Annotated in this window: 15 protein-coding genes and 2 riboswitches; of the genes, 5 read left to right on the forward strand and 10 right to left on the reverse strand. The window is 64.1% G+C overall.

What is annotated here, in order from left to right; translation table 11 throughout:
- The first annotated feature begins 66 nt into the window (after positions 1-66).
- The 3 genes from gcvP (ACCD03_RS19985) (at position 67) to ACCD03_RS19995 (ending at position 5,755) form a co-directional block, all read left to right on the forward strand.
- Positions 67-3,006 carry an aminomethyl-transferring glycine dehydrogenase gene (gcvP, locus tag ACCD03_RS19985; protein ID WP_413412669.1) on the forward strand — a complete coding sequence of 980 codons (2,940 nt, stop codon included), beginning with the start codon at positions 67-69 and terminating at the stop codon, positions 3,004-3,006.
- 139 nt (positions 3,007-3,145) lie between these two features.
- Complete coding sequence (locus ACCD03_RS19990; protein WP_413412670.1) at positions 3,146-4,285, forward strand: alginate lyase family protein; 1,140 nt, start codon at positions 3,146-3,148, stop codon at positions 4,283-4,285.
- 93 nt (positions 4,286-4,378) lie between these two features.
- The gene (locus tag ACCD03_RS19995) at positions 4,379-5,755 is read left to right on the forward strand and encodes an L-serine ammonia-lyase (RefSeq protein ID WP_045206808.1); all 1,377 of its coding nucleotides are present in this window, start codon (positions 4,379-4,381) and stop codon (positions 5,753-5,755) included.
- A 568-nt stretch (positions 5,756-6,323) separates the two neighbouring features.
- Here ACCD03_RS19995 and ACCD03_RS20000 read toward each other — a convergent pair.
- The 6 genes from ACCD03_RS20000 to ACCD03_RS20025 form a co-directional block, all read right to left on the reverse strand.
- The gene (locus tag ACCD03_RS20000; protein ID WP_045206808.1) at positions 6,324-7,700 is read right to left on the reverse strand and encodes an L-serine ammonia-lyase; all 1,377 of its coding nucleotides are present in this window, start codon (positions 7,698-7,700) and stop codon (positions 6,324-6,326) included.
- Positions 7,701-7,793: 93 nt separating this feature from the next.
- On the reverse strand, positions 7,794-8,933 hold the full coding sequence (locus ACCD03_RS20005) for an alginate lyase family protein (RefSeq protein ID WP_413412670.1): 1,140 nt from the start codon (positions 8,931-8,933) through the stop codon (positions 7,794-7,796).
- A 139-nt stretch (positions 8,934-9,072) separates the two neighbouring features.
- Positions 9,073-12,012 carry an aminomethyl-transferring glycine dehydrogenase gene (gene gcvP, locus ACCD03_RS20010; RefSeq protein ID WP_413412669.1) on the reverse strand — a complete coding sequence of 980 codons (2,940 nt, stop codon included), beginning with the start codon at positions 12,010-12,012 and terminating at the stop codon, positions 9,073-9,075.
- A gap of 67 nt (positions 12,013-12,079) precedes the next feature.
- A complete protein-coding gene (gene gcvH, locus ACCD03_RS20015) occupies positions 12,080-12,460 on the reverse strand; it encodes a glycine cleavage system protein GcvH (protein ID WP_024977262.1) in 381 nt (126 codons plus the stop codon).
- A gap of 47 nt (positions 12,461-12,507) precedes the next feature.
- Positions 12,508-13,635: a glycine cleavage system aminomethyltransferase GcvT gene (gene gcvT, locus ACCD03_RS20020; protein ID WP_325651476.1), complete on the reverse strand. Its 1,128-nt coding sequence runs from the start codon at positions 13,633-13,635 to the stop codon at positions 12,508-12,510.
- A 129-nt stretch (positions 13,636-13,764) separates the two neighbouring features.
- Positions 13,765-13,892: riboswitch (glycine riboswitch) on the reverse strand.
- A gap of 12 nt (positions 13,893-13,904) precedes the next feature.
- Positions 13,905-14,002: riboswitch (glycine riboswitch) on the reverse strand.
- A 401-nt stretch (positions 14,003-14,403) separates the two neighbouring features.
- Positions 14,404-14,730: a hypothetical protein gene (locus ACCD03_RS20025; RefSeq protein ID WP_045206802.1), complete on the reverse strand. Its 327-nt coding sequence runs from the start codon at positions 14,728-14,730 to the stop codon at positions 14,404-14,406.
- A 274-nt stretch (positions 14,731-15,004) separates the two neighbouring features.
- On the opposite strand from ACCD03_RS20025, the gene ACCD03_RS20030 reads away from it, so the two are divergent.
- Both ACCD03_RS20030 and hemN read left to right on the forward strand, forming a co-directional pair.
- Positions 15,005-17,125 carry a UvrD-helicase domain-containing protein gene (locus tag ACCD03_RS20030; protein WP_325651474.1) on the forward strand — a complete coding sequence of 707 codons (2,121 nt, stop codon included), beginning with the start codon at positions 15,005-15,007 and terminating at the stop codon, positions 17,123-17,125.
- Positions 17,126-17,357: 232 nt separating this feature from the next.
- A complete protein-coding gene (gene hemN / locus ACCD03_RS20035) occupies positions 17,358-18,842 on the forward strand; it encodes an oxygen-independent coproporphyrinogen III oxidase (protein ID WP_316675800.1) in 1,485 nt (494 codons plus the stop codon).
- A gap of 24 nt (positions 18,843-18,866) precedes the next feature.
- On the opposite strand, the gene pyk is transcribed toward hemN, so the two are convergent.
- The 4 genes from pyk to hyi form a co-directional block, all read right to left on the reverse strand.
- On the reverse strand, positions 18,867-20,345 hold the full coding sequence (pyk, locus tag ACCD03_RS20040; protein ID WP_253535719.1) for a pyruvate kinase: 1,479 nt from the start codon (positions 20,343-20,345) through the stop codon (positions 18,867-18,869).
- Between the two features lie 612 nt (positions 20,346-20,957).
- Positions 20,958-22,277, reverse strand: coding sequence for a glycerate kinase (locus ACCD03_RS20045; RefSeq protein ID WP_260772107.1), 1,320 nt, complete (start codon positions 22,275-22,277; stop codon positions 20,958-20,960).
- A gap of 65 nt (positions 22,278-22,342) precedes the next feature.
- Positions 22,343-23,254, reverse strand: coding sequence for a 2-hydroxy-3-oxopropionate reductase (glxR, locus tag ACCD03_RS20050; protein ID WP_413412668.1), 912 nt, complete (start codon positions 23,252-23,254; stop codon positions 22,343-22,345).
- Between the two features lie 621 nt (positions 23,255-23,875).
- Positions 23,876-24,658 (reverse strand): hydroxypyruvate isomerase, encoded by a 783-nt coding sequence (hyi, locus tag ACCD03_RS20055; protein ID WP_413412667.1) that lies wholly within the window; start codon positions 24,656-24,658, stop codon positions 23,876-23,878.
- Positions 24,659-24,672 lie beyond the last annotated feature (14 nt).

Here is a 24,672-nt window from a genome sequence, read left to right on the forward strand (position 1 = left end):
CCGGTCACCGAAGCCGATGTGCCTGACCCGCACATCGGCGCTTTGCCTGAATTTCGAGCCCTTGCCATGAACGCTCCGCACCCCGCTTCCTCGGCGCTTTCTGCCGAACGCCCCACCCTCGCCGCCCTGGAGGCGCGCGACGCCTTCGCGCACCGCCACATCGGCCCGTCGCCGGAAGAGCAAGCGCAGATGCTTGCTGTGCTCGGTTTTGATAGCCGCGCCAAGCTGATCGACGCCGTGATCCCGCCCGCCATCCGCCGCCAGGACGGCATGCCGCTGGGTGAATTCACGCAGCCGCTGACCGAAGAAGCGGCGCTTGCCAAGCTGCGCGGCATCGCGGGGCAGAACCGCGTGGCCAAGAGCCTGATCGGCCAGGGCTATTACGGCACGCACACGCCGGGCGTCATCCTGCGCAACATCCTCGAGAACCCCGCCTGGTACACCGCGTACACGCCGTATCAGCCCGAAATCTCGCAGGGCCGCCTGGAGGCGATGTTGAACTTCCAGCAGATGGTGATCGACCTGACCGCCATGGACATCGCCAACGCGTCGATGCTCGATGAAGCGACCGCCGCTGCCGAGGCGATGACGCTGCTGCAGCGCATTGGTAAATCGAAGTCGACCGTGTTCTTTGTGGCGGACGACGTACTTCCGCAAACGCTGGAAGTCGTGCGCACCCGTGCCGAGCCAATCGGCGTGCAGGTGGTGACCGGCCCGGCGGCCGACGCTGCCAAGCACGACGCGTTCGGCGTGCTGCTGCAATACCCGGGCGCCGACGGTGCGCTGCTGGGCGATCTGGCGACGTACCAGGCGCTGACCGATGCCGTGCATGCTGCCGGCGGCTTGGTCGTTGCGGCTGCCGACCTGCTGGCGCTCACGCTGCTGGCCGCGCCGGGCGAATGGGGTGCCGACGTCGTGATCGGCAACACGCAGCGCTTTGGCGTGCCGTTCGGCTTCGGTGGCCCGCATGCCGGCTACATGGCCGTGCGCGATGCGTTCAAGCGCTCGATGCCCGGTCGCCTGGTCGGCGTGACGATCGATGCGCAAGGCAATTCGGCCTACCGCCTCGCACTGCAGACGCGCGAGCAGCACATCCGCCGCGAGAAGGCCACCTCGAACATCTGTACCGCACAGGTACTGCTGGGCGTGATGGCCTCGATGTATGCCGTCTACCACGGCCCGCAAGGCCTGAAGCGCATCGCCCAGCGCGTGCACCGCCTGACCGCCACGCTGGCCGCCGGCCTGCGCGCGATCGGTTACACGCTGGAAGCTGACGCCTTTTTCGACACGCTGACCGTCGCCACCGGCGCGCGCACCGCCAACCTGCACATCGCGGCACAAGCGCACGGTATCAACCTGCGCCAGATCGACGATGCACGCCTGGGTATCTCGCTGGACGAGACGGTCACGCGCACGGATATCGTTGCGCTGTGGGAAGTCTTCGCGCACGCCGCACACGCTGCCGCGCCGGACTTCGACCAGACCGAAGCGGGCGTTGCCGATGCGTATCCCGCCTCGCTCGTGCGCCAGAGCGCGTACCTGACGCACCCGGTGTTCAACGCGCACCACTCCGAGCACGAAATGCTGCGCTACCTGCGGAGCCTAGCCGACAAGGATCTCGCGCTCGACCGCACGATGATCCCGCTGGGATCGTGCACGATGAAGCTCAACGCCACCGCAGAAATGCTGCCGGTGACGTGGCCCGAGTTCTCGAACATCCACCCGTTCGCGCCGGCCGACCAGACCGTTGGCTACCGCGAGATGATCGATCAGCTCGAACAGATGCTGTGCGCCGCCACCGGCTACGCGGCCGTCAGCCTGCAGCCGAATGCCGGCTCGCAGGGCGAATACGCTGGCCTGCTGATCATCCACGCCTACCACGCCAGCCGCGGCGAAGCGCACCGCAATGTGTGCCTGATCCCGTCGTCGGCGCACGGTACGAACCCTGCATCCGCACAGATGGCCGGCATGCAGGTTGTTGTCGTGGCGTGCGATGAGCGCGGCAACGTGGATCTGGCCGACCTGGAAAAGAAGGCCGCCGAGCACAGCAAGAACCTCGCGGCAATCATGATCACCTACCCGTCCACGCACGGCGTGTTCGAGGAAGGCGTCAAACGCGTCTGCGAGATCGTGCACAGCCACGGCGGTCAGGTCTACGTGGACGGCGCCAACATGAACGCCATGGTGGGCACTGCCGCACCGGGCCACTTCGGCGGCGACGTCTCGCACCTGAACCTGCACAAGACGTTCTGCATTCCGCACGGCGGCGGCGGCCCGGGCGTCGGTCCGGTGGCGGTGGGCGCGCACCTTGCACCGTTCCTGCCCGGCCGCGCAGCCTCGGGTGAAGACGCCAGCCAGAACATCGGCAACGTGTCGGCTGCAGCGTTCGGCTCGGCGTCGATCCTACCAATCTCGTGGATGTACATCGCGATGATGGGCGCAGCGGGCCTGACCGCCGCCACCGAGACGGCCATCCTGTCGGCCAACTACGTGGCCAAGCGGCTCGCCCCGTATTACCCGGTGCTGTACACGGGCGCGCACGACCTGGTGGCGCACGAGTGCATTCTCGACATCCGTCCGCTGCAGAAGGAATCGGGCATCAGCAACGAAGACATCGCCAAGCGCCTGATGGACTTCGGCTTCCACGCACCGACGATGAGCTTCCCGGTGCCCGGCACGCTGATGATCGAGCCGACCGAAAGCGAGCCGAAGGTGGAACTCGACCGCTTCATCGACGCGATGATCGCCATCCGTGGCGAAGTCGACAAGGTGATCTCGGGCGAATTCGACCGCGAAGACAACCCGCTCAAGCACGCACCGCACACCGCAGCCGTGGTGATGGCCGATGACTGGTCGCACAAGTACACGCGTGAGCAGGCCGCCTACCCGGTGGCATCGCTGCGCAAGCAAAAGTACTGGCCGCCGGTCGGCCGCGCCGACAACGTCTACGGCGACCGCAACCTGTTCTGCGCCTGCGTGCCGATGAGCGAGTACGCGCAGGATTGAGGCATTCGACGTGACATGACGCGGCGGCGGTGCATTGTGTTCCGCCGCCGCGTCACATGTAACCGGACGCAACCCCTGTAACCCGCGCTCACAACGGACGCTTTCAGTGCCCTTCGCCGTTATGGTGACGCCAGTTCACCTGATCCGACGGGACCCTGCTATGCCAACGCGCCACCCTGCCCCATTTTTCCGTCTGCTTGCCTGTGCTGCCGCGGTGGTTGTGTGCGGAGCCTGCTCGCCGACACAGGCAGGTGCGGCTGCATCTTTGTACGCAGCCGCGCACAACCCCGCCAGGCCGGGGCAAGACTGGTGCAGCGTTTCACCAGCGCAGTCCGGCGAGCCTGCCGCGGTAAAGCTGGTCGCCCGCGCCACGCAGCACCTCACGCAGACGCCGCACCCGTTGCCTCGCCTGCATACCGAAGGCACGTTGCCACACCAGGGCATCTACGACGAATCCGTTGTGGCCGCGCGGGACTTTCCGGTCATGCGCGACGCAGCAATGGCCTGGCGCCTCACGGGCGACATGCGGTTCGCCGAGCAGGTCGACACCTTTCTGCACGCGTGGGTCGGAACGTATGTACCGAGCTTCAACCCGATCGACGAGACGAAGTTCGATGCGCTGATCCAGGCCTACATGCTCGCGCGCGACGGCCTGACGCCGGGCACGCGCGCAGAGACGCAACGCTTCCTGCGCACGCTGGCCGAGGGCTATATCGCCCGCACCGAGGCTGCGCGCCAGCCGCTGTCACACACGTGGGTGAACAACTGGCAAAGCCACCGCATCAAGCTGATGGCAATGTCGGCTGCCGCGCTGGGTGACCACGCGTTGCTCGCGCAGGTACATCGCCTGTTCCTGCAACAGGTCGCCAATAATGTGCGCCCGGACGGGTCGGTGGAAGATTTTGAAGACCGCGATGCACTTCACTACGTCGTCTACGACCTCGAGCCGCTGACGATGGCCGCGATTGCCGTGCAGCCTTTTGGCCAGCACTGGCTGCATGAGCGCGCAGCCAACGGCGCCACGCTCGCCGCCGCCGTTGATTGGCTCGTGCCGTATGCCGACGGCAGCCGCACGCACGAGGAATACGTCCACTCGCACGTTGCCTTCGACAAGAAGCGAGCCGACGCGGGCTTGCCCGGCTTCTCCGGCATGTGGGAGCCGAAAAGCTCCGGCACGCTGTATTGGCAGGCTGCGCGACTGGACCCGAAATACCGCACGCTGGCCGAGCGGCTCGCCGCGACCGCGCCTGACTGGCTGGCGCTGTGCGCAGCCCGCTAACCGGCGAAGCGCTGTACTGACAGCGCGCACAACTACCTGGCGCAAGTGGCCACAAGCCGCTTGCACCCTTTAACGCCCCCGGAGCCTCACCCCATGGCTGTTTCCGTTTTCGACCTCTTCAAGATCGGCATTGGCCCGTCCAGCTCGCACACCGTCGGGCCGATGCGCGCCGCGCTCATGTTTGCTTCCGGCCTGGAAGCCGATGGGCTGATGCCGCAAGTCGCCAGCGTGCGCGTCGAGCTGTACGGCTCGCTCGGCGCCACCGGCAAAGGCCACGGCACGGACCGCGGCGTCATCCTCGGCCTGATGGGCGAGGCACCTGACACCATCGACCCCGACACCATCGATGCCAAGCTGGCAGCGTTGCGCGCATCGCAATCGCTGTCGCTGCTGGGGCGTCACGCGATGCGCTTTACCGAGAAGGAACACATCGCCTTCTACCGCCGCGAAGCGATGGCCGAGCATCCGAACGGTATGAAGTTCCATGCCTTCGACGCTGCCGGCGAACGGTTGCGCGAGGCGCGCTATCTGTCAGTCGGCGGCGGCTTTGTCGTCACGGCCGGCGCGCCGAACACGCAGGTGCTCGCAGCGCATGACCAGTTGCCGCACCCGTTCCGCAGCGGCAAGGAACTGCTGGCGATGTGCGAATCGACGGGCAAGTCCATTGCCCGACTGATGCTCGAAAACGAACTGACGACGCGCACGGAAGCTGAAGTGCGCGCTGGTCTGCTCAACATCTGGCACGTGATGCAGGCGTGCGTGGCGCGCGGCTGCCGCACGGAGGGCGAACTGCCGGGCCCGTTCCACGTGCGTCGCCGTGCGGCTGAGCTGTATTCACGGCTCACGGTGCAGGCCGAGCGCACGCTGTCCGACCCGCTGTCAGTCATCGACTGGGTGAACCTGTATGCGATTGCCGTGAACGAAGAGAACGCTGCAGGTGGGCGCGTCGTCACGGCACCGACCAACGGCGCAGCGGGCATCATCCCGGCGGTGATGCATTACTACGACCGCTTCGTGCCCGGCGCGAACGACAACGGCGTGGTGGATTTCCTGCTCACCGCCGGTGCGATTGGCATGCTCTACAAGATGAATGCGTCGATCTCCGGTGCAGAAGTCGGGTGCCAGGGCGAAGTCGGCGTGGCGTGTTCGATGGCAGCGGGCGCGCTCGCTGCGGTGCAGGGCGGAACGCCTGCGCAGGTCGAAAACGCTGCTGAGATTGGCATGGAGCACAACCTGGGGCTGACATGCGATCCTGTTGGCGGGCTGGTGCAGATTCCGTGCATCGAGCGTAATGCGATGGCGTCTGTGAAGGCAGTGAATGCGGCGCGCATGGCGTTGCGCGGGGATGGCACGCATTATGTTTCGCTCGACTCCGTGATCAAGACGATGCGGGAGACGGGGGCGGATATGAAGACGAAGTACAAGGAAACGGCGCGGGGTGGGTTGGCGGTGAATATTGTGGAGTGCTGATTTTTTGGTTTGGGTTTTGGTCTTGGTGGTGCATCCCTTGTTTCATCCCCTGCCGGGGCTGACTCACTTTCTTTGGTCTTGCCCAAAGAAAAGTAAGCAAAAGAAAGGCGCGCCCGAGATGGCGAAAGACTCCTTGAATTTGCGTAACCGAGCGGAGACGGGAAAAACTCGCTGCGCTCAGACAAGCCTCCTTCCTTGATCCGCCCGCTCACAAAAATTCAAGGCGCCATCAAGGGCCTAACGTCAAAAGAAAAAGGCCAACCCGTCGTGAGGTTGGCCTTATCGTTTGGGTCGGCGCCCAGATGGTTCGGCTTTGTCCTTTGACTTTCCTGCCCTAGATGGCGCCTTGAATTTCTGTTGCAGGGAGGAAAAAGAGGGGAGGCCTGTTTGAGCGCAGCGAGTTTGCCTCCCCTCCCTCCCTGCGACATAAATTCAAGGGGAAGTCGCCATCTCGGGCGCGCCTTTCTTTTGCTTACTTTTCTTTGGGCAAGACCAAAGAAAGTGAGTCAGCCCCGGCAGGGGATGAAACAAGGGATGCACCACCAAGACCAAAACCCAAACCAAAAAATCAGCACTCCACAATATTCACCGCCAACCCACCCCGCGCCGTTTCCTTGTACTTCGTCTTCATATCCGCCCCCGTCTCCCGCATCGTCTTGATCACGGAGTCGAGCGAAACATAATGCGTGCCATCCCCGCGCAACGCCATGCGCGCCGCATTCACTGCCTTCACAGACGCCATCGCATTACGCTCGATGCACGGAATCTGCACCAGCCCGCCAACAGGATCGCATGTCAGCCCCAGGTTGTGCTCCATGCCAATCTCAGCAGCGTTTTCGACCTGCGCAGGCGTTCCGCCCTGCACCGCAGCGAGCGCGCCCGCTGCCATCGAACACGCCACGCCGACTTCGCCCTGGCACCCGACTTCTGCACCGGAGATCGACGCATTCATCTTGTAGAGCATGCCAATCGCACCGGCGGTGAGCAGGAAATCCACCACGCCGTTGTCGTTCGCGCCGGGCACGAAGCGGTCGTAGTAATGCATCACCGCCGGGATGATGCCCGCTGCGCCGTTGGTCGGTGCCGTGACGACGCGCCCACCTGCAGCGTTCTCTTCGTTCACGGCAATCGCATACAGGTTCACCCAGTCGATGACTGACAGCGGGTCGGACAGCGTGCGCTCGGCCTGCACCGTGAGCCGTGAATACAGCTCAGCCGCACGGCGACGCACGTGGAACGGGCCCGGCAGTTCGCCCTCCGTGCGGCAGCCGCGCGCCACGCACGCCTGCATCACGTGCCAGATGTTGAGCAGACCAGCGCGCACTTCAGCTTCCGTGCGCGTCGTCAGTTCGTTTTCGAGCATCAGTCGGGCAATGGACTTGCCCGTCGATTCGCACATCGCCAGCAGTTCCTTGCCGCTGCGGAACGGGTGCGGCAACTGGTCATGCGCTGCGAGCACCTGCGTGTTCGGCGCGCCGGCCGTGACGACAAAGCCGCCGCCGACTGACAGATAGCGCGCCTCGCGCAACCGTTCGCCGGCAGCGTCGAAGGCATGGAACTTCATACCGTTCGGATGCTCGGCCATCGCTTCGCGGCGGTAGAAGGCGATGTGTTCCTTCTCGGTAAAGCGCATCGCGTGACGCCCCAGCAGCGACAGCGATTGCGATGCGCGCAACGCTGCCAGCTTGGCATCGATGGTGTCGGGGTCGATGGTGTCAGGTGCCTCGCCCATCAGGCCGAGGATGACGCCGCGGTCCGTGCCGTGGCCTTTGCCGGTGGCGCCGAGCGAGCCGTACAGCTCGACGCGCACGCTGGCGACTTGCGGCATCAGCCCATCGGCTTCCAGGCCGGAAGCAAACATGAGCGCGGCGCGCATCGGCCCGACGGTGTGCGAGCTGGACGGGCCAATGCCGATCTTGAAGAGGTCGAAAACGGAAACAGCCATGGGGTGAGGCTCCGGGGGCGTTAAAGGGTGCAAGCGGCTTGTGGCCACTTGCGCCAGGTAGTTGTGCGCGCTGTCAGTACAGCGCTTCGCCGGTTAGCGGGCTGCGCACAGCGCCAGCCAGTCAGGCGCGGTCGCGGCGAGCCGCTCGGCCAGCGTGCGGTATTTCGGGTCCAGTCGCGCAGCCTGCCAATACAGCGTGCCGGAGCTTTTCGGCTCCCACATGCCGGAGAAGCCGGGCAAGCCCGCGTCGGCTCGCTTCTTGTCGAAGGCAACGTGCGAGTGGACGTATTCCTCGTGCGTGCGGCTGCCGTCGGCATACGGCACGAGCCAATCAACGGCGGCGGCGAGCGTGGCGCCGTTGGCTGCGCGCTCATGCAGCCAGTGCTGGCCAAAAGGCTGCACGGCAATCGCGGCCATCGTCAGCGGCTCGAGGTCGTAGACGACGTAGTGAAGTGCATCGCGGTCTTCAAAATCTTCCACCGACCCGTCCGGGCGCACATTATTGGCGACCTGTTGCAGGAACAGGCGATGTACCTGCGCGAGCAACGCGTGGTCACCCAGCGCGGCAGCCGACATTGCCATCAGCTTGATGCGGTGGCTTTGCCAGTTGTTCACCCACGTGTGTGACAGCGGCTGGCGCGCAGCCTCGGTGCGGGCGATATAGCCCTCGGCCAGCGTGCGCAGGAAGCGTTGCGTCTCTGCGCGCGTGCCCGGCGTCAGGCCGTCGCGCGCGAGCATGTAGGCCTGGATCAGCGCATCGAACTTCGTCTCGTCGATCGGGTTGAAGCTCGGTACATACGTTCCGACCCACGCGTGCAGAAAGGTGTCGACCTGCTCGGCGAACCGCATGTCGCCCGTGAGGCGCCAGGCCATTGCTGCGTCGCGCATGACCGGAAAGTCCCGCGCGGCCACAACGGATTCGTCGTAGATGCCCTGGTGTGGCAACGTGCCTTCGGTATGCAGGCGAGGCAACGGGTGCGGCGTCTGCGTGAGGTGCTGCGTGGCGCGGGCGACCAGCTTTACCGCGGCAGGCTCGCCGGACTGCGCTGGTGAAACGCTGCACCAGTCTTGCCCCGGCCTGGCGGGGTTGTGCGCGGCTGCGTACAAAGATGCAGCCGCACCTGCCTGTGTCGGCGAGCAGGCTCCGCACACAACCACCGCGGCAGCACAGGCAAGCAGACGGAAAAATGGGGCAGGGTGGCGCGTTGGCATAGCAGGGTCCCGTCGGATCAGGTGAACTGGCGTCACCATAACGGCGAAGGGCACTGAAAGCGTCCGTTGTGAGCGCGGGTTACAGGGGTTGCGTCCGGTTACATGTGACGCGGCGGCGGAACACAATGCACCGCCGCCGCGTCATGTCACGTCGAATGCCTCAATCCTGCGCGTACTCGCTCATCGGCACGCAGGCGCAGAACAGGTTGCGGTCGCCGTAGACGTTGTCGGCGCGGCCGACCGGCGGCCAGTACTTTTGCTTGCGCAGCGATGCCACCGGGTAGGCGGCCTGCTCACGCGTGTACTTGTGCGACCAGTCATCGGCCATCACCACGGCTGCGGTGTGCGGTGCGTGCTTGAGCGGGTTGTCTTCGCGGTCGAATTCGCCCGAGATCACCTTGTCGACTTCGCCACGGATGGCGATCATCGCGTCGATGAAGCGGTCGAGTTCCACCTTCGGCTCGCTTTCGGTCGGCTCGATCATCAGCGTGCCGGGCACCGGGAAGCTCATCGTCGGTGCGTGGAAGCCGAAGTCCATCAGGCGCTTGGCGATGTCTTCGTTGCTGATGCCCGATTCCTTCTGCAGCGGACGGATGTCGAGAATGCACTCGTGCGCCACCAGGTCGTGCGCGCCCGTGTACAGCACCGGGTAATACGGGGCGAGCCGCTTGGCCACGTAGTTGGCCGACAGGATGGCCGTCTCGGTGGCGGCGGTCAGGCCCGCTGCGCCCATCATCGCGATGTACATCCACGAGATTGGTAGGATCGACGCCGAGCCGAACGCTGCAGCCGACACGTTGCCGATGTTCTGGCTGGCGTCTTCACCCGAGGCTGCGCGGCCGGGCAGGAACGGTGCAAGGTGCGCGCCCACCGCCACCGGACCGACGCCCGGGCCGCCGCCGCCGTGCGGAATGCAGAACGTCTTGTGCAGGTTCAGGTGCGAGACGTCGCCGCCGAAGTGGCCCGGTGCGGCAGTGCCCACCATGGCGTTCATGTTGGCGCCGTCCACGTAGACCTGACCGCCGTGGCTGTGCACGATCTCGCAGACGCGTTTGACGCCTTCCTCGAACACGCCGTGCGTGGACGGGTAGGTGATCATGATTGCCGCGAGGTTCTTGCTGTGCTCGGCGGCCTTCTTTTCCAGGTCGGCCAGATCCACGTTGCCGCGCTCATCGCACGCCACGACAACAACCTGCATGCCGGCCATCTGTGCGGATGCAGGGTTCGTACCGTGCGCCGACGACGGGATCAGGCACACATTGCGGTGCGCTTCGCCGCGGCTGGCGTGGTAGGCGTGGATGATCAGCAGGCCAGCGTATTCGCCCTGCGAGCCGGCATTCGGCTGCAGGCTGACGGCCGCGTAGCCGGTGGCGGCGCACAGCATCTGTTCGAGCTGATCGATCATCTCGCGGTAGCCAACGGTCTGGTCGGCCGGCGCGAACGGGTGGATGTTCGAGAACTCGGGCCACGTCACCGGCAGCATTTCTGCGGTGGCGTTGAGCTTCATCGTGCACGATCCCAGCGGGATCATCGTGCGGTCGAGCGCGAGATCCTTGTCGGCTAGGCTCCGCAGGTAGCGCAGCATTTCGTGCTCGGAGTGGTGCGCGTTGAACACCGGGTGCGTCAGGTACGCGCTCTGGCGCACGAGCGAGGCGGGATACGCATCGGCAACGCCCGCTTCGGTCTGGTCGAAGTCCGGCGCGGCAGCGTGTGCGGCGTGCGCGAAGACTTCCCACAGCGCAACGATATCCGTGCGCGTGACCGTCTCGTCCAGCGAGATACCCAGGCGTGCATCGTCGATCTGGCGCAGGTTGATACCGTGCGCTTGTGCCGCGATGTGCAGGTTGGCGGTGCGCGCGCCGGTGGCGACGGTCAGCGTGTCGAAAAAGGCGTCAGCTTCCAGCGTGTAACCGATCGCGCGCAGGCCGGCGGCCAGCGTGGCGGTCAGGCGGTGCACGCGCTGGGCGATGCGCTTCAGGCCTTGCGGGCCGTGGTAGACGGCATACATCGAGGCCATCACGCCCAGCAGTACCTGTGCGGTACAGATGTTCGAGGTGGCCTTCTCGCGGCGGATGTGCTGCTCGCGCGTCTGCAGTGCGAGGCGGTAGGCCGAATTGCCTTGCGCATCGATCGTCACGCCGACCAGGCGACCGGGCATCGAGCGCTTGAACGCATCGCGCACGGCCATGTAGCCGGCATGCGGGCCACCGAAGCCGAACGGCACGCCAAAGCGCTGCGTGTTGCCGATCACGACGTCGGCACCCCATTCGCCCGGCGCGGCCAGCAGCGTGAGCGCCAGCAGGTCGGCAGCCGCAACGACCAAGCCGCCGGCAGCATGCACGGCATCGGTCAGCGCCTGGTACGTCGCCAGATCGCCCAGCAGCGCACCGTCGGCGCCCGGGTATTGCAGCAGCACGCCGAACGCGTCGTGCTTGGCAGCGTCGGCCGCCGGGCCGGTCACCACCTGCACGCCGATTGGCTCGGCACGGGTGCGCACGACTTCCAGCGTTTGCGGAAGTACGTCGTCCGCCACAAAGAACACGGTCGACTTCGATTTACCAATGCGCTGCAGCAGCGTCATCGCCTCGGCAGCGGCGGTCGCTTCATCGAGCATCGACGCGTTGGCGATGTCCATGGCGGTCAGGTCGATCACCATCTGCTGGAAGTTCAACATCGCCTCCAGGCGGCCCTGCGAGATTTCGGGCTGATACGGCGTGTACGCGGTGTACCAGGCGGGGTTCTCGAGGATGTTGCGCAGGATGACGCCCGGCGTGTGCGTGCCGTAATAGCCCTGGCCGATCAGGCTCTTGGCCACGCGGTTCTGCCCCGCGATGCCGCGCAGCTTGGCAAGCGCCGCTTCTTCGGTCAGCGGCTGCGTGAATTCACCCAGCGGCATGCCGTCCTGGCGGCGGATGGCGGGCGGGATCACGGCGTCGATCAGCTTGGCGCGGCTATCAAAACCGAGCACAGCAAGCATCTGCGCTTGCTCTTCCGGCGACGGGCCGATGTGGCGGTGCGCGAAGGCGTCGCGCGCCTCCAGGGCGGCGAGGGTGGGGCGTTCGGCAGAAAGCGCCGAGGAAGCGGGGTGCGGAGCGTTCATGGCAAGGGCTCGAAATTCAGGCAAAGCGCCGATGTGCGGGTCAGGCACATCGGCTTCGGTGACCGGCTTAGCCGATCTTGGCTGCGTACTGCTCGGCCGACATCAGCGCGTTCACGTCGTCGGCGTTGGTGGGCTTGATCTTGAACAGCCATGCGTCGTAGGCGCCGGCGTTGACCGACTCGGGCGCGCCCGCAGCGTCTGCGTTGTTGGCGATGATCTCGCCCGAGACGGGGGCGTAGATGTCGGAAGCGGCCTTGACCGATTCGACCACGGCAATCGCTTCATCCTTGGCGACTGCGCGACCAGCGTCCGGCAGCTCCAGGAAGACGATGTCGCCCAGCGCGTCCTGCGCGTAATCGGTGATGCCGATGGTCAGCGTGCCGTCGGCTTCAACGCGGATCCACTCGTCGTGTTCGGTGTACTTCAGATCGGCGGGGACGTTGCTCATGAAAGGTTTCTCCGGAAGATTGGTATTGGGGGATGCAGATTTGGTGTTCAGCTGACCAGCGCCTTGCCATTGCGCACGAACGGCAGTTTAACCACAGTCGCGGTCAACTTGCGGTCGCGAATTTCGACCTGTACGTCGGTGCCGACGGCCACGTCCTTGGGCAGGCGCGCCAGCGCAACGGAGAGCGACAAGCTCGGGCTGAATGTGCCGCTGGTGATCTCACCGTCACCGGCAGCGGTGATGACCTTCTGGTGGGCGCGCAGCACGCCGCCCTTGTCGCGCAGGATCAGCCCGACGAACTGTTCGCGCTGGCCACCAGCCTGCAACGCGGCCTTGCCGGTGAAGTCGCGTTCGCTTTGCAGATCGACCGTCCAGGCGAGGCCGGCGTCGAGCGGCGAGACGTGCTCGTCCATGTCCTGGCCGTAGAGGTTCATGCCTGCTTCCAGGCGCAGCGTATCGCGCGCGCCGAGGCCGGCCGGGCGTACGCCTGCTTGCAGCAGGCGCTCCCACACACCGGCGATCTGCGCGGCCGGCACGACCAGTTCGAAACCGTCCTCGCCGGTGTAGCCGGTGCGGGCCACCATGATCTCGCCCACGTTTTCCACGGTGACGAAGCCGGCGTTGAACGGCTTGAGCGCCTCGCCTACCGCCTGCGTGCCGGGCAGCGCGGCGTACGTCTTGGCGCGCGCATTCGGGCCTTGCACGGCCAGGATGCCCAGCGGCTCGGCGCCAGCGTTGTTGTCGGAGCGGCGCGGCGTGATCGTCACGTCGGTGCCGGCGGCGGCGTTCTGCGCGACGATCCACTCCAGATCCGTCGGTGCGGTACCGGCGTTGACCACCAGGCGGAACCAGTCTTCGCGGAAGAAGTAGACGATCAGGTCGTCGATCACGCCGCCCTTGGGGTTGAGCATGCAACTGTAGAGCGCCTTGCCGGGCGTTTGCAGCTTGTCGACGTTGTTGGCGAGCAGCCCACGCAGGAAGTCGCGCACGCGTGCGCCCGTGAGGTCGACCACGCACATGTGCGAGACATCAAAAATACCGGCGTCTTGGCGCACGGCGTGGTGCTCTTCGATCTGGGAGCCGTAGTTGACGGGCATGTCCCAGCCGCCAAAGTCGACCATGCGGGCCCCCAGCGAGCGGTGGATGGCATTGAGCGGCGTGTGTTGGAGCGTCATGGAATCTCTCGGCTGAGCGCGCCGCCGTGGCTTGGGCGCGGCGCATGGATCGGGAACCAGAAAAGCAAAAAGGCCACCTGCACAGCCTGATCCCTCATGGTGACGCCATGAAGATCAACAAGCTGCGCAGATGGCCCCTCTGTCCTTGGTACCTGAGAGATTGCGAAGCGGGGCGCATAGCGGTGCGCGCCGTTCGTGAGCCCCTTCGGTGGGCGCCCGCAGTGATCGTGCGGCGCCAGCTCTCCAGAGTGCGGTCGGACGCATGTCCGCCGATCCGCCCGGTCCTGGATGCCTGAGAGTTTTCGGGTGCTACCCCTTCGGCGGCGCCTTGCCGTGTACGGCGGGCACGCTCTCCCGGATGGATGGGCGGAATTTACGGAAGGGGGATGGGATTGTCAATTGGGGTGGACTTGGCGGCTTTTGAAAGGAGGGCTGGTTTTTATGCTTTCGGTGCATCCCTGGTTTCATCCCCTGCCGGGGCTGACTCACTTTCTTTGTCTTGCCAAAGAAAGTAAGCAAAGAAAGGCGCGCCCGAGATGGCGAAAGATTCCTTGAATTTATGTCGCAGGGAGGGAGGAGAGGCAAACTCGCTTCGCTCAAACAGCCTCCCCTCTTTTTCCTCCCTGCAACAGAAATTCAAGGCGCCATCTAGGGCAGGTACGTCAAAGGCCAAAGACAACGGCCACACCCTCGGGAGCTGGCGAGGTCGCCAAGCTCCAAGCGTGTGGCCGGAGTGCGGGTGTTGGTTGGTCTTGCTTTGGCTTTGACTTACTTGCCGATCTGGCGGCTGACCTGGTTTTCCTGCTGGTTCAGCGTGCGCTGCTCCTGCTTGGTGATGGCGCCGCCATTTTGAGCCGCCATGTCGCGCTCTTCCTGGCGAATCTGGTGGTCTTCCCGGTGCATCTGGCGCGCCTGGCCCTTGGTGATCTCGCCTTCCTTCACTTCGTTGTGGATGCGCTTGTTCTGGTTGGCCAGGCGGTGGTTGACCTCGGCACGGCGCGGGTGGTCTTTTTGCCACTGCGTTTGGGCGAAGGCGCCGGTGGTGGCGGACAGGGCGACGGCGGTAACGGCCAGGGCTTTGACGATGCGGTGCATGGTGGGTTCTCCGGTGGGCGGCCGACCGATTCAGCCGCTGTCCCGTCCATAACGGGGTGCCGCGCATGACCGCTTACGTGGTTCGTGTAACCACGCGTAAGCGGTGTAACGCCCGTGCGAAAAGCGGGGGGCGCAAACGCATGCGGTGCAGCTTCGCGCACCTCCGTCAGGCCCGACGCAGGTGGCCTTGCGCAGGCTCAATCGATGCAAAGGCGCCGTGCTACCATCGCCCTCCGCTGTATGTTCCCGCCTGCTTTTTCTTCTGCCTCTTCCCATGTCTTCCGGTCTCGCCCACGGGCTCAATGCTGCCCAATCCGAAGGTGTGCATTACCTCGATGGCCCGTGCCTGGTGCTGGCCGGGGCGGGCTCAGGCAAGACGCGCGTGATCACGCAGAAGATCGCGCACCTGATCCTGAACAAGGGGTTTGAGCCGCGTCACATCGCTGCCGTTACGTTCACCAACAAGGCCGCCAAGGAAATGCAGGAGCGCGTGGCCAAGCTGATGGACGGCAAGACACGCGAAGACGGCAAGCGCATTCCCATCAAGCAGTTGACGGTGTGTACCTTCCACTCGCTCGGTGTGCAGATTCTGCGCGCCGAGGCCGAGCATGTGGGCCTGAAGCCGCGCTTCTCGATCATGGATTCGGACGATTGCTTCGGGATGATCCAGGAGCAGCTGGCCACCACCGACAAGCAACTGATCCGCCGCGTGCAGAGCACGATCTCGCTGTGGAAGAACGGTCTCGTCGACCCGGACACCGCGATTGCCGAAGCGCTCGCCAACAACAACGTCGATGACCACCAGGCGGCGCTCGTCTACCGCAATTACGTTGCGACGCTGCACGCGTATCAGGCGGTGGATTTTGACGATCTGATCCGTATTCCTGCCGAGCTGTTCGCCCGCAATGAAGAGGTGCGCCTGAAGTGGCAGAACCGCCTGCGCTACTTCCTCGTCGACGAATACCAGGACACCAACGCCTGCCAGTATCAGCTGCTGAAGCTGCTGGCGGGCGGCTCGCACTTGCGTGCGCCGGCCTTCACGGCGGTGGGCGACGACGATCAGGCCATCTACGGCTGGCGCGGCGCCACGCTCGACAACCTCAAGCTGCTGCAGACGGATTTCCCGAACCTCAAGGTCATCAAGCTGGAGCAGAACTACCGCTCCACGGTGCGCATCCTGAACGCGGCCAACGCCGTGATTGCGCAGAACCCGAAGCTGTTCGAGAAGACGTTGTGGAGCGAGCATGGCATGGGCGACGCGATCAACGTGACAAGCGCCAATGACGAAGAGCACGAAGCCGAGAGCGTCGTCTTCAAGCTCTCTGCCCACAAGTTCGAGCGTCGCGCGCAGTTTCGGGATTACGCGATCCTGTATCGCGGCAACTTCCAGGCGCGCCTGTTCGAGCAGATCCTGCGCCGCGAGCGCATTCCGTATGTGCTCTCGGGCGGCCAGAGCTTTTTCGACAAGGCCGAGATCAAGGACCTATGCGCCTACCTGCGGCTGATTGCCAACGCGGATGACGATCCTGCGTTCATCCGCGCCATCACTACGCCCAAGCGCGGCGTTGGCAATGCGACGCTCGAAGTGCTGGGCTCGTTCGCGGGGCAAGCCAAGGTGTCGTTGTTTGAGGCGGCAATGATGGGCGGCATCGAGGCCCAACTGGCGCCGCGCCAGCTCGAACCGCTGCGGGTGTTTTGCGAGTTCATCGTGCGGCTGTCGGACCGGGCCGCCAAGGAACCCGCCGCCACGCTGCTCGACGAGATGATGGAAGGCATCCACTACGAGGCCTACCTGTATGACACCTACGACGAGCGCCAGGCCCAGAACAAGTGGACCAACGTGCTGGAGTTTCTCGACTGGCTCAAGCGCAAGGGCACCAAGCCCGAGAAAGAAGACGACGAAGAGGCCACCGGTTTCGACAATGCCGATGGCCTGATGGACGCCGGCAAAAACCTGCTGGAGCTCACGCAGACCATCGCGCTGATCAGCATGCTCGAAGGCAAGGAAGAAGACCCGGATGCGGTGCGTCTTTCAACGTTGCATGCGAGCAAGGGGCTGGAGTATCCGCACGTGTTTTTGGTGGGCGTGGAAGAGGGCATCCTGCCGCACTGCCGCGAAGACGATGATCTGACCGACGAGAAGATCGAAGAAGAGCGGCGGTTGATGTATGTGGGTATCACGCGGGCGCAGCGTAGCCTGCATATCAGCTGGTGCAAGAAGCGCAAGCGTGCGCGGGAGACGGTGGTGTGTGAGCCGTCGCGCTATATCGCCGAGATGAAGCTTGGCGAAGATGCGGGGCCGACGCCCGAGGACACCATGCCGGCGATGTCGCCGAAGGATCGGTTGGGGGCGTTGAAGGGGTTGTTGGCGGCGAAGAAGCCTGTGGCTTCTTGATTGGTTTTTTTGCATTCTTTGTTTCAGCCCCGGCAGGGGATGAAACAAGGGATGGACCAAAAACACAAAACCCCGAAAAGACCCGTCGCCGAACTGCGCTGTTGTGCCGTTGTGACGGCCCGCGTGCAGCTCGCAACGCTTTGGAACAGGCGTTGACCGACGTTGACACACATCAACGCGGCGCCCACATCCCGGTTTTAGGATGAGCCATCGCCCCCACTAGAACCGCCCCATGTTTCCGTTCGCCAAGCCGGCCGACGATCCGTCCGCCGCAAATGACACCGCCTTCCGCTGGTCGGCGCCGCAGGTGCGCGAGCTCGCGCAGCGTTTTGACACGCACGGCCCGCGCTACACCTCGTACCCGACGGCAGACCGCTTTCACAACAAATTCAGTAACGCCGATTACCTCGACGCCTTACACCGCCGCGCTACGATTGCACCCGCGCTGCATGCGCCGCTGTCGCTGTACATGCACCTGCCGTTCTGCGCGAACCTTTGCTACTACTGCGGCTGCAACAAGGTCATCACAAAGGATCACTCGCGCAGCGCACGCTACGTTGAAACCCTCGCCCGCGAGATGGCGATGGTGGCCAACCAGATTGGCCCGCTGCGCCGCGTGACGCAGTTGCATTGGGGTGGCGGCACGCCGACTTTCCTCGCGCACGACGAAATGCGCGCCGTGATGGCCGCCACGCGTGAGCATTTCGATCTGGCCAACGATGGCGAGATCTCCGTCGAACTTGACCCACGCCACGCCGACGACGCCACGCTTGAGGTACTGGCCGAAATCGGCTTCAACCGCGCAAGCCTCGGCATTCAAGACTTTGACCCCGACGTCCAGCGCGCGGTCCACCGCATCCAGAGCGTGGAAGAGACACGCCGCGTGGTCGACACGGCGCGCCGGCTGGGCTTCGAGTCGATCAGCTTCGACCTGATCTACGGCTTGCCGTATCAGCGTACGGAAACGTTCAACGCTACGCTGGATCGCGTGCTGGAGATGGCGCCTGATCGGCTGTCCGTCTACAGCTATGCGCACCTGCCGCATCTGTTCAAGGCGCAGCGCCGCATCGACATGCTGACCCTGCCGACCGCCGATCAAAAACTCGATTTGCTCGCCATGACGGTGGAGCGCCTCGTTGCCGAAGGCTATGTCTACATTGGCATGGACCACTTCGCGCGGCCTGACGATGCACTCGCCATCGCGCAGCGCGAAGGGCGGCTGCAGCGCAATTTCCAGGGCTATTCGACGCACGCCGATTGCGACATGCTGGCCTTTGGCGTGTCCGCCATCAGCCGCGTGGGTGATGTGTATGCGCAGAACGAGAAGGATCTCGACGCCTATTACGCACGTATCGACGCCGGCGAACTTGCCGTGCTGCGCGGCATGTCACTCACGCCCGATGACCACGTGCGCCGCGCGCTGATTGGCGAGTTGATGTGCGGGTTCGAATTGAACATGCGCGCATTCGGCGCGCGCCACGGGTTGGATTTCAAACGCAGCTTTGCGGACGAGCTGCAGGCGCTGGCACCCCTGGAGGAAGCCGGGCTGGTGAAGGTAGGGGACGAGCGTATTGTCATCACGCCGCAAGGGCGGCTGCTCGTGCGCCGCATCGCCATGGTGTTCGATTCGCACCTGCGTGAGGCAGGCACGGAGCGCGCGGTGGAAGCCGAGGGCAAGCCCGTCACCTTCGTCCCGCGCTACTCCAAAGTGGTCTGATCCGCCTACTGACCCGAGGTCACGTCAGACCGTTGCCGGTTCGGGCTGCAGTGCAGTGGTTTGCGTCTGCGCACTGACCAGCGTCTGCGGCCAGATTTCCGCCAGGCGCAGCAGGTTGGTCGAACCGGCCTGGCCGAACGGCATGCCCGCCGTGATGGCAATCTGATCGCCCGACACGGCAAAGCCTTCACGCGCAGCGGCACGGCACGCCGCATCCACCATCTCGTCGACGTTGCTCACATCGGGGCTGACCGTGCTGTGCACGCCCCACGTGATCGCCAGACGGCGCGCCGTATCCAGGCGCGGCGTGATGCTCACGATGGGCGCCAGCGGCCGCTCGCGCGCGGCGCGCAGGCTGGTCTTGCCGCTGGACGTGTAAGTGACGGTGGCCACCGCGCCCAGGATGTGCGTCACGTCGCGCAGGGCCGCGCAGATGGCGTCCTGGCGCGTGGGCAGCGGCGGTTGATGCTGCGCGTCGATCAGGTTGCGGTACAGCGGGTCGCGCTCGGTCTCAGCAATGATGCGGTTCATGATGCTGACTGCGGCCACCGGATGTTTGCCGCTGGCCGACTCGGCCGACAGCATCACGGCATCGGTGCCGTCATACACGGCGCTGGCCACATCGGAGGCTTCGGCACGTGTTGGCACCGGCGCCTCGATCATCGATTCCAGCATCTGCGTGGCCACGACCACCGGCTTGCCGTGGTGGCGCGCCATGCGCAGGATGCGCTTCTGCACGCCAGGCACGCGCTCGGGCGGCAGCTCCACGCCCAAGTCGCCGCGCGCCACCATCAGCGCATCGGACGCCTGCACGATGTCTTCCAGATGCAGTAGCGCTGCGGGCTTCTCGATCTTGGAGAGCAGGCCGGCGCGGTCGCCAATGATCTCGCGCGCGGCGATCACGTCTTCGGCGCGCTGCACGAATGACAGGGCGATCCAATCGACGCCCAGCGACAGCGCGAAGTCCAGATCGCGCAGATCTTTCTCGGTGAGCGCCGGAATGGGGATCACCGCATCCGGCACGTTCACGCCCTTGCGGTCAGACAGCGGGCCGCCATCGACTACGCGCGTGACGATCGCCGTCGGATCGGCGGCTTCCACCGCCAGGCGGATCTTGCCGTCATCGAGCAACAGCGATTGCCCCGGCGCGGCAGCCGCGTACAGCTCGGGGTGCGGCAGGTGCACGCGGGTGACATCACCCGGCGTCGGGTCGCGGTCGAGCACAAAGCGATCGCCGTTCTTGAGCACGACGCGGCCGTCGGCAAATGTGCCAATGCGCAGCTTCGGGCCTTGCATGTCAGCGAGGATGCCGATCGGGCGGCCGGTCTCGGCCTCCACCGCGCGCACGGTGTCGTAGCGCTTGCGGTGGTCTTCGTGCGAGCCGTGGCTGAAGTTCAAGCGGAAGACGTCCGCGCCGGCGTCGAAGAGGGCGCGGATGGTGTCTTTGTCGCTGCTGGCGGGGCCGAGGGTGGCTAGGATTTTGGTGTTGCGGAAGCGGCGCATGTTGGTGTTTCCGGTGGGGTTGTTTGTTTGGACCTTGGCGGTCCACTCCCTTTCACCCCCTGCCGGGGGCGACTCACTTTCTTTGTCTTGCCAAAGAAAAGTAAGCAAAGAAAGGCGCGCCCAAGATGGCGACCCCTTCCTTGAATTTGTGTAACCGGGCGGAGACGGGGAAAACTCGCTTCGCTCAGACAGTTCCCCGTCTTTGTTCCGCCCGCTTACACAAATTCAAGGCGCCATCTAGGGCAGGAACGTCAACGACCGAACCGTTGGTCTGCGTGCCCGAGTGGCTCTTGTTTGTTGCTGCTGTTGCTCGCTTTGCTTCGCGTTGTGCCGCTGATTCTTAATGCACTTGTGGTCGATGGTTTGGCCGTTGGAGCCCTAGATGGCGCCTTGAATTTCTGTTGCAGAGAGGAAAAAGGAAGGGAAACTGTCTGAGCGAAGCGAGTTTTTCCCTTCCCCTCTCTGCGACAGAAATTCAAGGGGGAGTCGCCATCTCGGGCGCGCCTTTCTTTTGCTTACTTTTCTTTGGCAAGACAAAGAAAAGTGAGTCAGCCCCGGCAGGGGATGAAACAAGGGATGAACCACAAACATCAATCCATCCAGCATCCAACGTCAGCCAGTAATCAAAATCGCCCGAAAATCATTCACATTAGTCCGCGTAGGCCCAGTCACGATCAAATCGCCAAGCGCATCAAAAAAACCATACCCATCGTTGTTATCGAGCAGTTGCTTAGCCCGCAACCCAAGCGCTTCAGCACGCGCCAGACTATCCGGCGTCAAGATCGCACCAGCGTTGTCTTCAGACCCATCAATGCCATCGGTATCGCAAGCAATCGCATGCACACCCGGCAGGCCATCCAACGCCACGCCCAGCGCCAGCAGGAACTCGGCATTGCGCCCACCGCGCCCATTACCGCGCACGGTCACCGTGGTTTCACCACCCGACAGAATCACGCACGGCTTGGTGAACGGCTGATTGCGCGCCACGATCTGCCGCACGATGCCGGCATGCACTTCGGCCACATCGCGCGCCTCGCCTTCAATGCTGTCCGACAGGATGTGCGCCTCGTAACCGAGCGCGCGCGCCTGCGCGGCAGCCGCTTCCAGCGCGTGCTGGGCCGTCGCGATGACGTGGCTGCGATGGCCTTCGAAACGTGCATCGCCGGGCTTGGGCGTCTCGCCTGCGCCGGTTTCCAGATGACGGCGCACCGCTTCCGGCACGTCGATGCCGTATTTGTCGATCACGGCCAGGGCATCCGCGCAGGTGGTGGCGTCGGGCAGCGTCGGGCCGCTGGCGATGAGCGTCGGGTCGTCGCCGGGAATATCGGAGATCAGCAGCGTCTCCACGCGTGCCGGTGCGCATGCCAGCGCCAGGCGCCCGCCCTTGATCGACGAGAGGTGCTTGCGCACGCAGTTCATCTCGCCGATGCTGGCGCCGCTTTTGAGCAGCGCGCGGTTGACGGACTGCTTGTCGGCCAGCGTCAGGCCTTCGGCCGGTGCGGCCAGCAGGGCCGAGCCACCGCCCGAGATCAGGCACAGGACGAGATCGTCTTTCGTCAAACCTTCGAGCAGGCCGACCATGCGTTGCGCGGCGCGTTGGCCAGCCGCATCGGGCACGGGGTGCGAGGCTTCAACCACTTCAATGCGCCCTTGCGTGCCGGGCGCGCGGCCGTGCTCGTAACGCGTGACGACCAGGCCGGACAGTTCGCCCTTCCAGTGCTGCTCCACCGCCTCGGCCATCGCGGCAGCGCCCTTGCCAGCACCGATGACGATGGTGCGGCCACGCGGCGGTTCGGGCAGGAATGCCGGCAAACATTGCGCAGCGCTGACCGCAGCCACCGCGGTGTCAAACAGGCCGTGCAGCAACGCGCGCGGCGACGGATTGGGCAAGGCAGCGCGCAGGGCGGCTTGGGCAGACTGGTCGTGGTGCATGGCAGAAAGCGGGAAGACAGCAAAAAAAACTGCCGCCGCCCGAAGGCTGCGACAGTGCACACAACTTACGCAATATCGTGGTTCGACATAATCTCGATCGCACGGCACAGTGCCGAGTGGTCTTGCTTGCCCATGCCGTTGGCAGCGCAGGTGTTGAACAGCTCTTGCGCGGTGGCCGTGTTCGGCAGGGCCACGCCCAGCGTCTTGGCGCCCTGCAGGGCCAGGTTCAAGTCCTTCTGGTGCAGCTCGATGCGGAAGCCCGGGTCGAACGTACGCTTGACCATGCGCTCACCGTGCACTTCGAGAATGCGCGACGCTGCGAAACCGCCCATCAGTGCCTGGCGCACCTTCGCCGGGTCCGCCCCCGCCTTCGATGCGAACAGCAGCGCTTCCGACACCGCCTGGATGTTCAGCGCCACGATGATCTGATTGGCCACCTTGGTGGTCTGGCCGTCACCGTTGCCGCCGACCAGCGTGATGTTCTTGCCCATCAGGTTGAACAGCGGAGCAACGCGGTCGAACGCAGCCTGCTCACCGCCCACCATGATCGTCAGCGATGCAGCCTTCGCGCCCACTTCGCCACCCGACACCGGAGCGTCCAGGTATTGCGCGCCGGTCTTGTTGATGCGCGATGCAAAGTCCTTCGTCGCGATCGGCGAGATCGAGCTCATGTCGACCACGATCTTGCCGGCAGCAGCGTCCTTGCCTGCGTCCTTCAGCGCCTTGGCCACGCCCTTCTCGCTGAACAGCACGGCTTCAACGTGCGGGGTGTCCGGCACCATGATGAAGATGATGTCGGCGCGCTTGGCGACTTCCTCGGCGCTCGTGCAGACCGTCACGCCGGCTTCCACCAGCGCGGCCGGTGCCGGGTTGACGTCGTGCACGAACAGCGTGTGGCCGGCGGCGCGCAGGTGGCCCGCCATGGGGGCGCCCATGATGCCGAGACCGATGAAACCGAGGTTGAGGTTGGTTGCCATGGTGAGGGATCTCCTTGGTTTGAATGTGTTGATGGTTTGTGGTTTGGACCTTGACGGTCCACTCCCTTTCACCCCCTGCCGGGGGCGACTCACTTTCTTTGTCTTGCCAAAGAAAGTAAGCAAAGAAAGGCGCGCCCAAGATGGCGACCCCTTCCTTGAATTTGTGTAACCGGGCGGAGACGGGGAAAACTCGCTGCGCTCAGACAGTTCCCCGTCTTTGTTCCGCCCGCTTACACAAATTCAAGGCGCCATCTAGGGCAGGGGTACGGCCACACAATCTGTGTGCTGTCCCAGCTGGCTCTTGTTTGTTGCTGTGTTGCTCGCTTTGCTTCGCGTAGTGCTGCTGGTGCCTACAGCACTTGTGGTCGATGGTTTGGCCGTTGGAGCCCTAGATGGCGCCTTGAATTTCTGTTGCAGAGAGGAAAGAGGAAGGGAAACTGTCTGAGCGAAGCGAGTTTTTCCCTTCCCCTCTCTGCGACATAAATTCAAGGAATCTTTCGCCATCTCGGGCGCGCCTTTCTTTTGCTTACTTTTCTTTGGCAAGACAAAGAAAAGTGAGTCAGCCCCGGCAGGGGATGAAACAAGGGATGCACCACCGGAGCAAAACCAAACCGAAAAATCTCAAGCAACGTTGTGCGCAGCTCGCCAGCCCAAGCCTTCCACAGTCCCAGCCTTCGGCTTGTACTCACACCCAACCCACCCGGTGTAACCAATCTCATCCAGCCAGTTGAACAAGAACTGGTAGTTGATTTCACCCGTACCAGGTTCGTTACGACCAGGGTTGTCCGCCAACTGCACATGCTTGATCTTGTCCAGATGGCGCTTCAGCGTGCTTGCCACTTCGCCCTCCATCCGTTGCATGTGATAGATGTCGTACTGCACGTACAGGTTGGACGCGTCCACGTCGTTGATCAGATCCAACGCCTGCTGCGTGCGGTTCAGGTAGAAGCCGGGAATATCAAACGTGTTGATCGGCTCGATGAGCAGATCGATCTTCTCGGCCTTCAGTGCCTTCGCCGCAAACTTCAGGTTCTCGACCAGCGTCTTGCGTGCGGCGTCTTCGCTCACGCCTTCGGGGCGAATGCCCACCAGGCAGTTGAGCTGTTTCACGCCGAGCACCTTGGCGTACTTGATGGCTTCGCCCACGCCGTCCTGAAACTCGCTCACGCGGTCCGGGAGGATGGCGATACCGCGCTCGCCGCCGTCCCAGTTGCCGGCCGGCAGGTTGTGCAGGACGAGGTCGAGCTGGAAGCGGTTCAGGCGATCGGCAATCTGGTCAGCGTGAAACGCGTAGGGGAACAAGAATTCCACGCCGCGGAAGCCCGCACGTGCGGCGGCCTCGAAGCGGTCAAGGAAGGCTTGCTCGTTGAAGAGCATGGTCAGGTTGGCTGCCAGCTTTGTCATGGTTTCTCCTTTTA

It is taken from the genome of Ralstonia sp. Ralssp135, assembly GCF_047304345.1.
Lineage (GTDB): Bacteria > Pseudomonadota > Gammaproteobacteria > Burkholderiales > Burkholderiaceae > Ralstonia > Ralstonia chuxiongensis.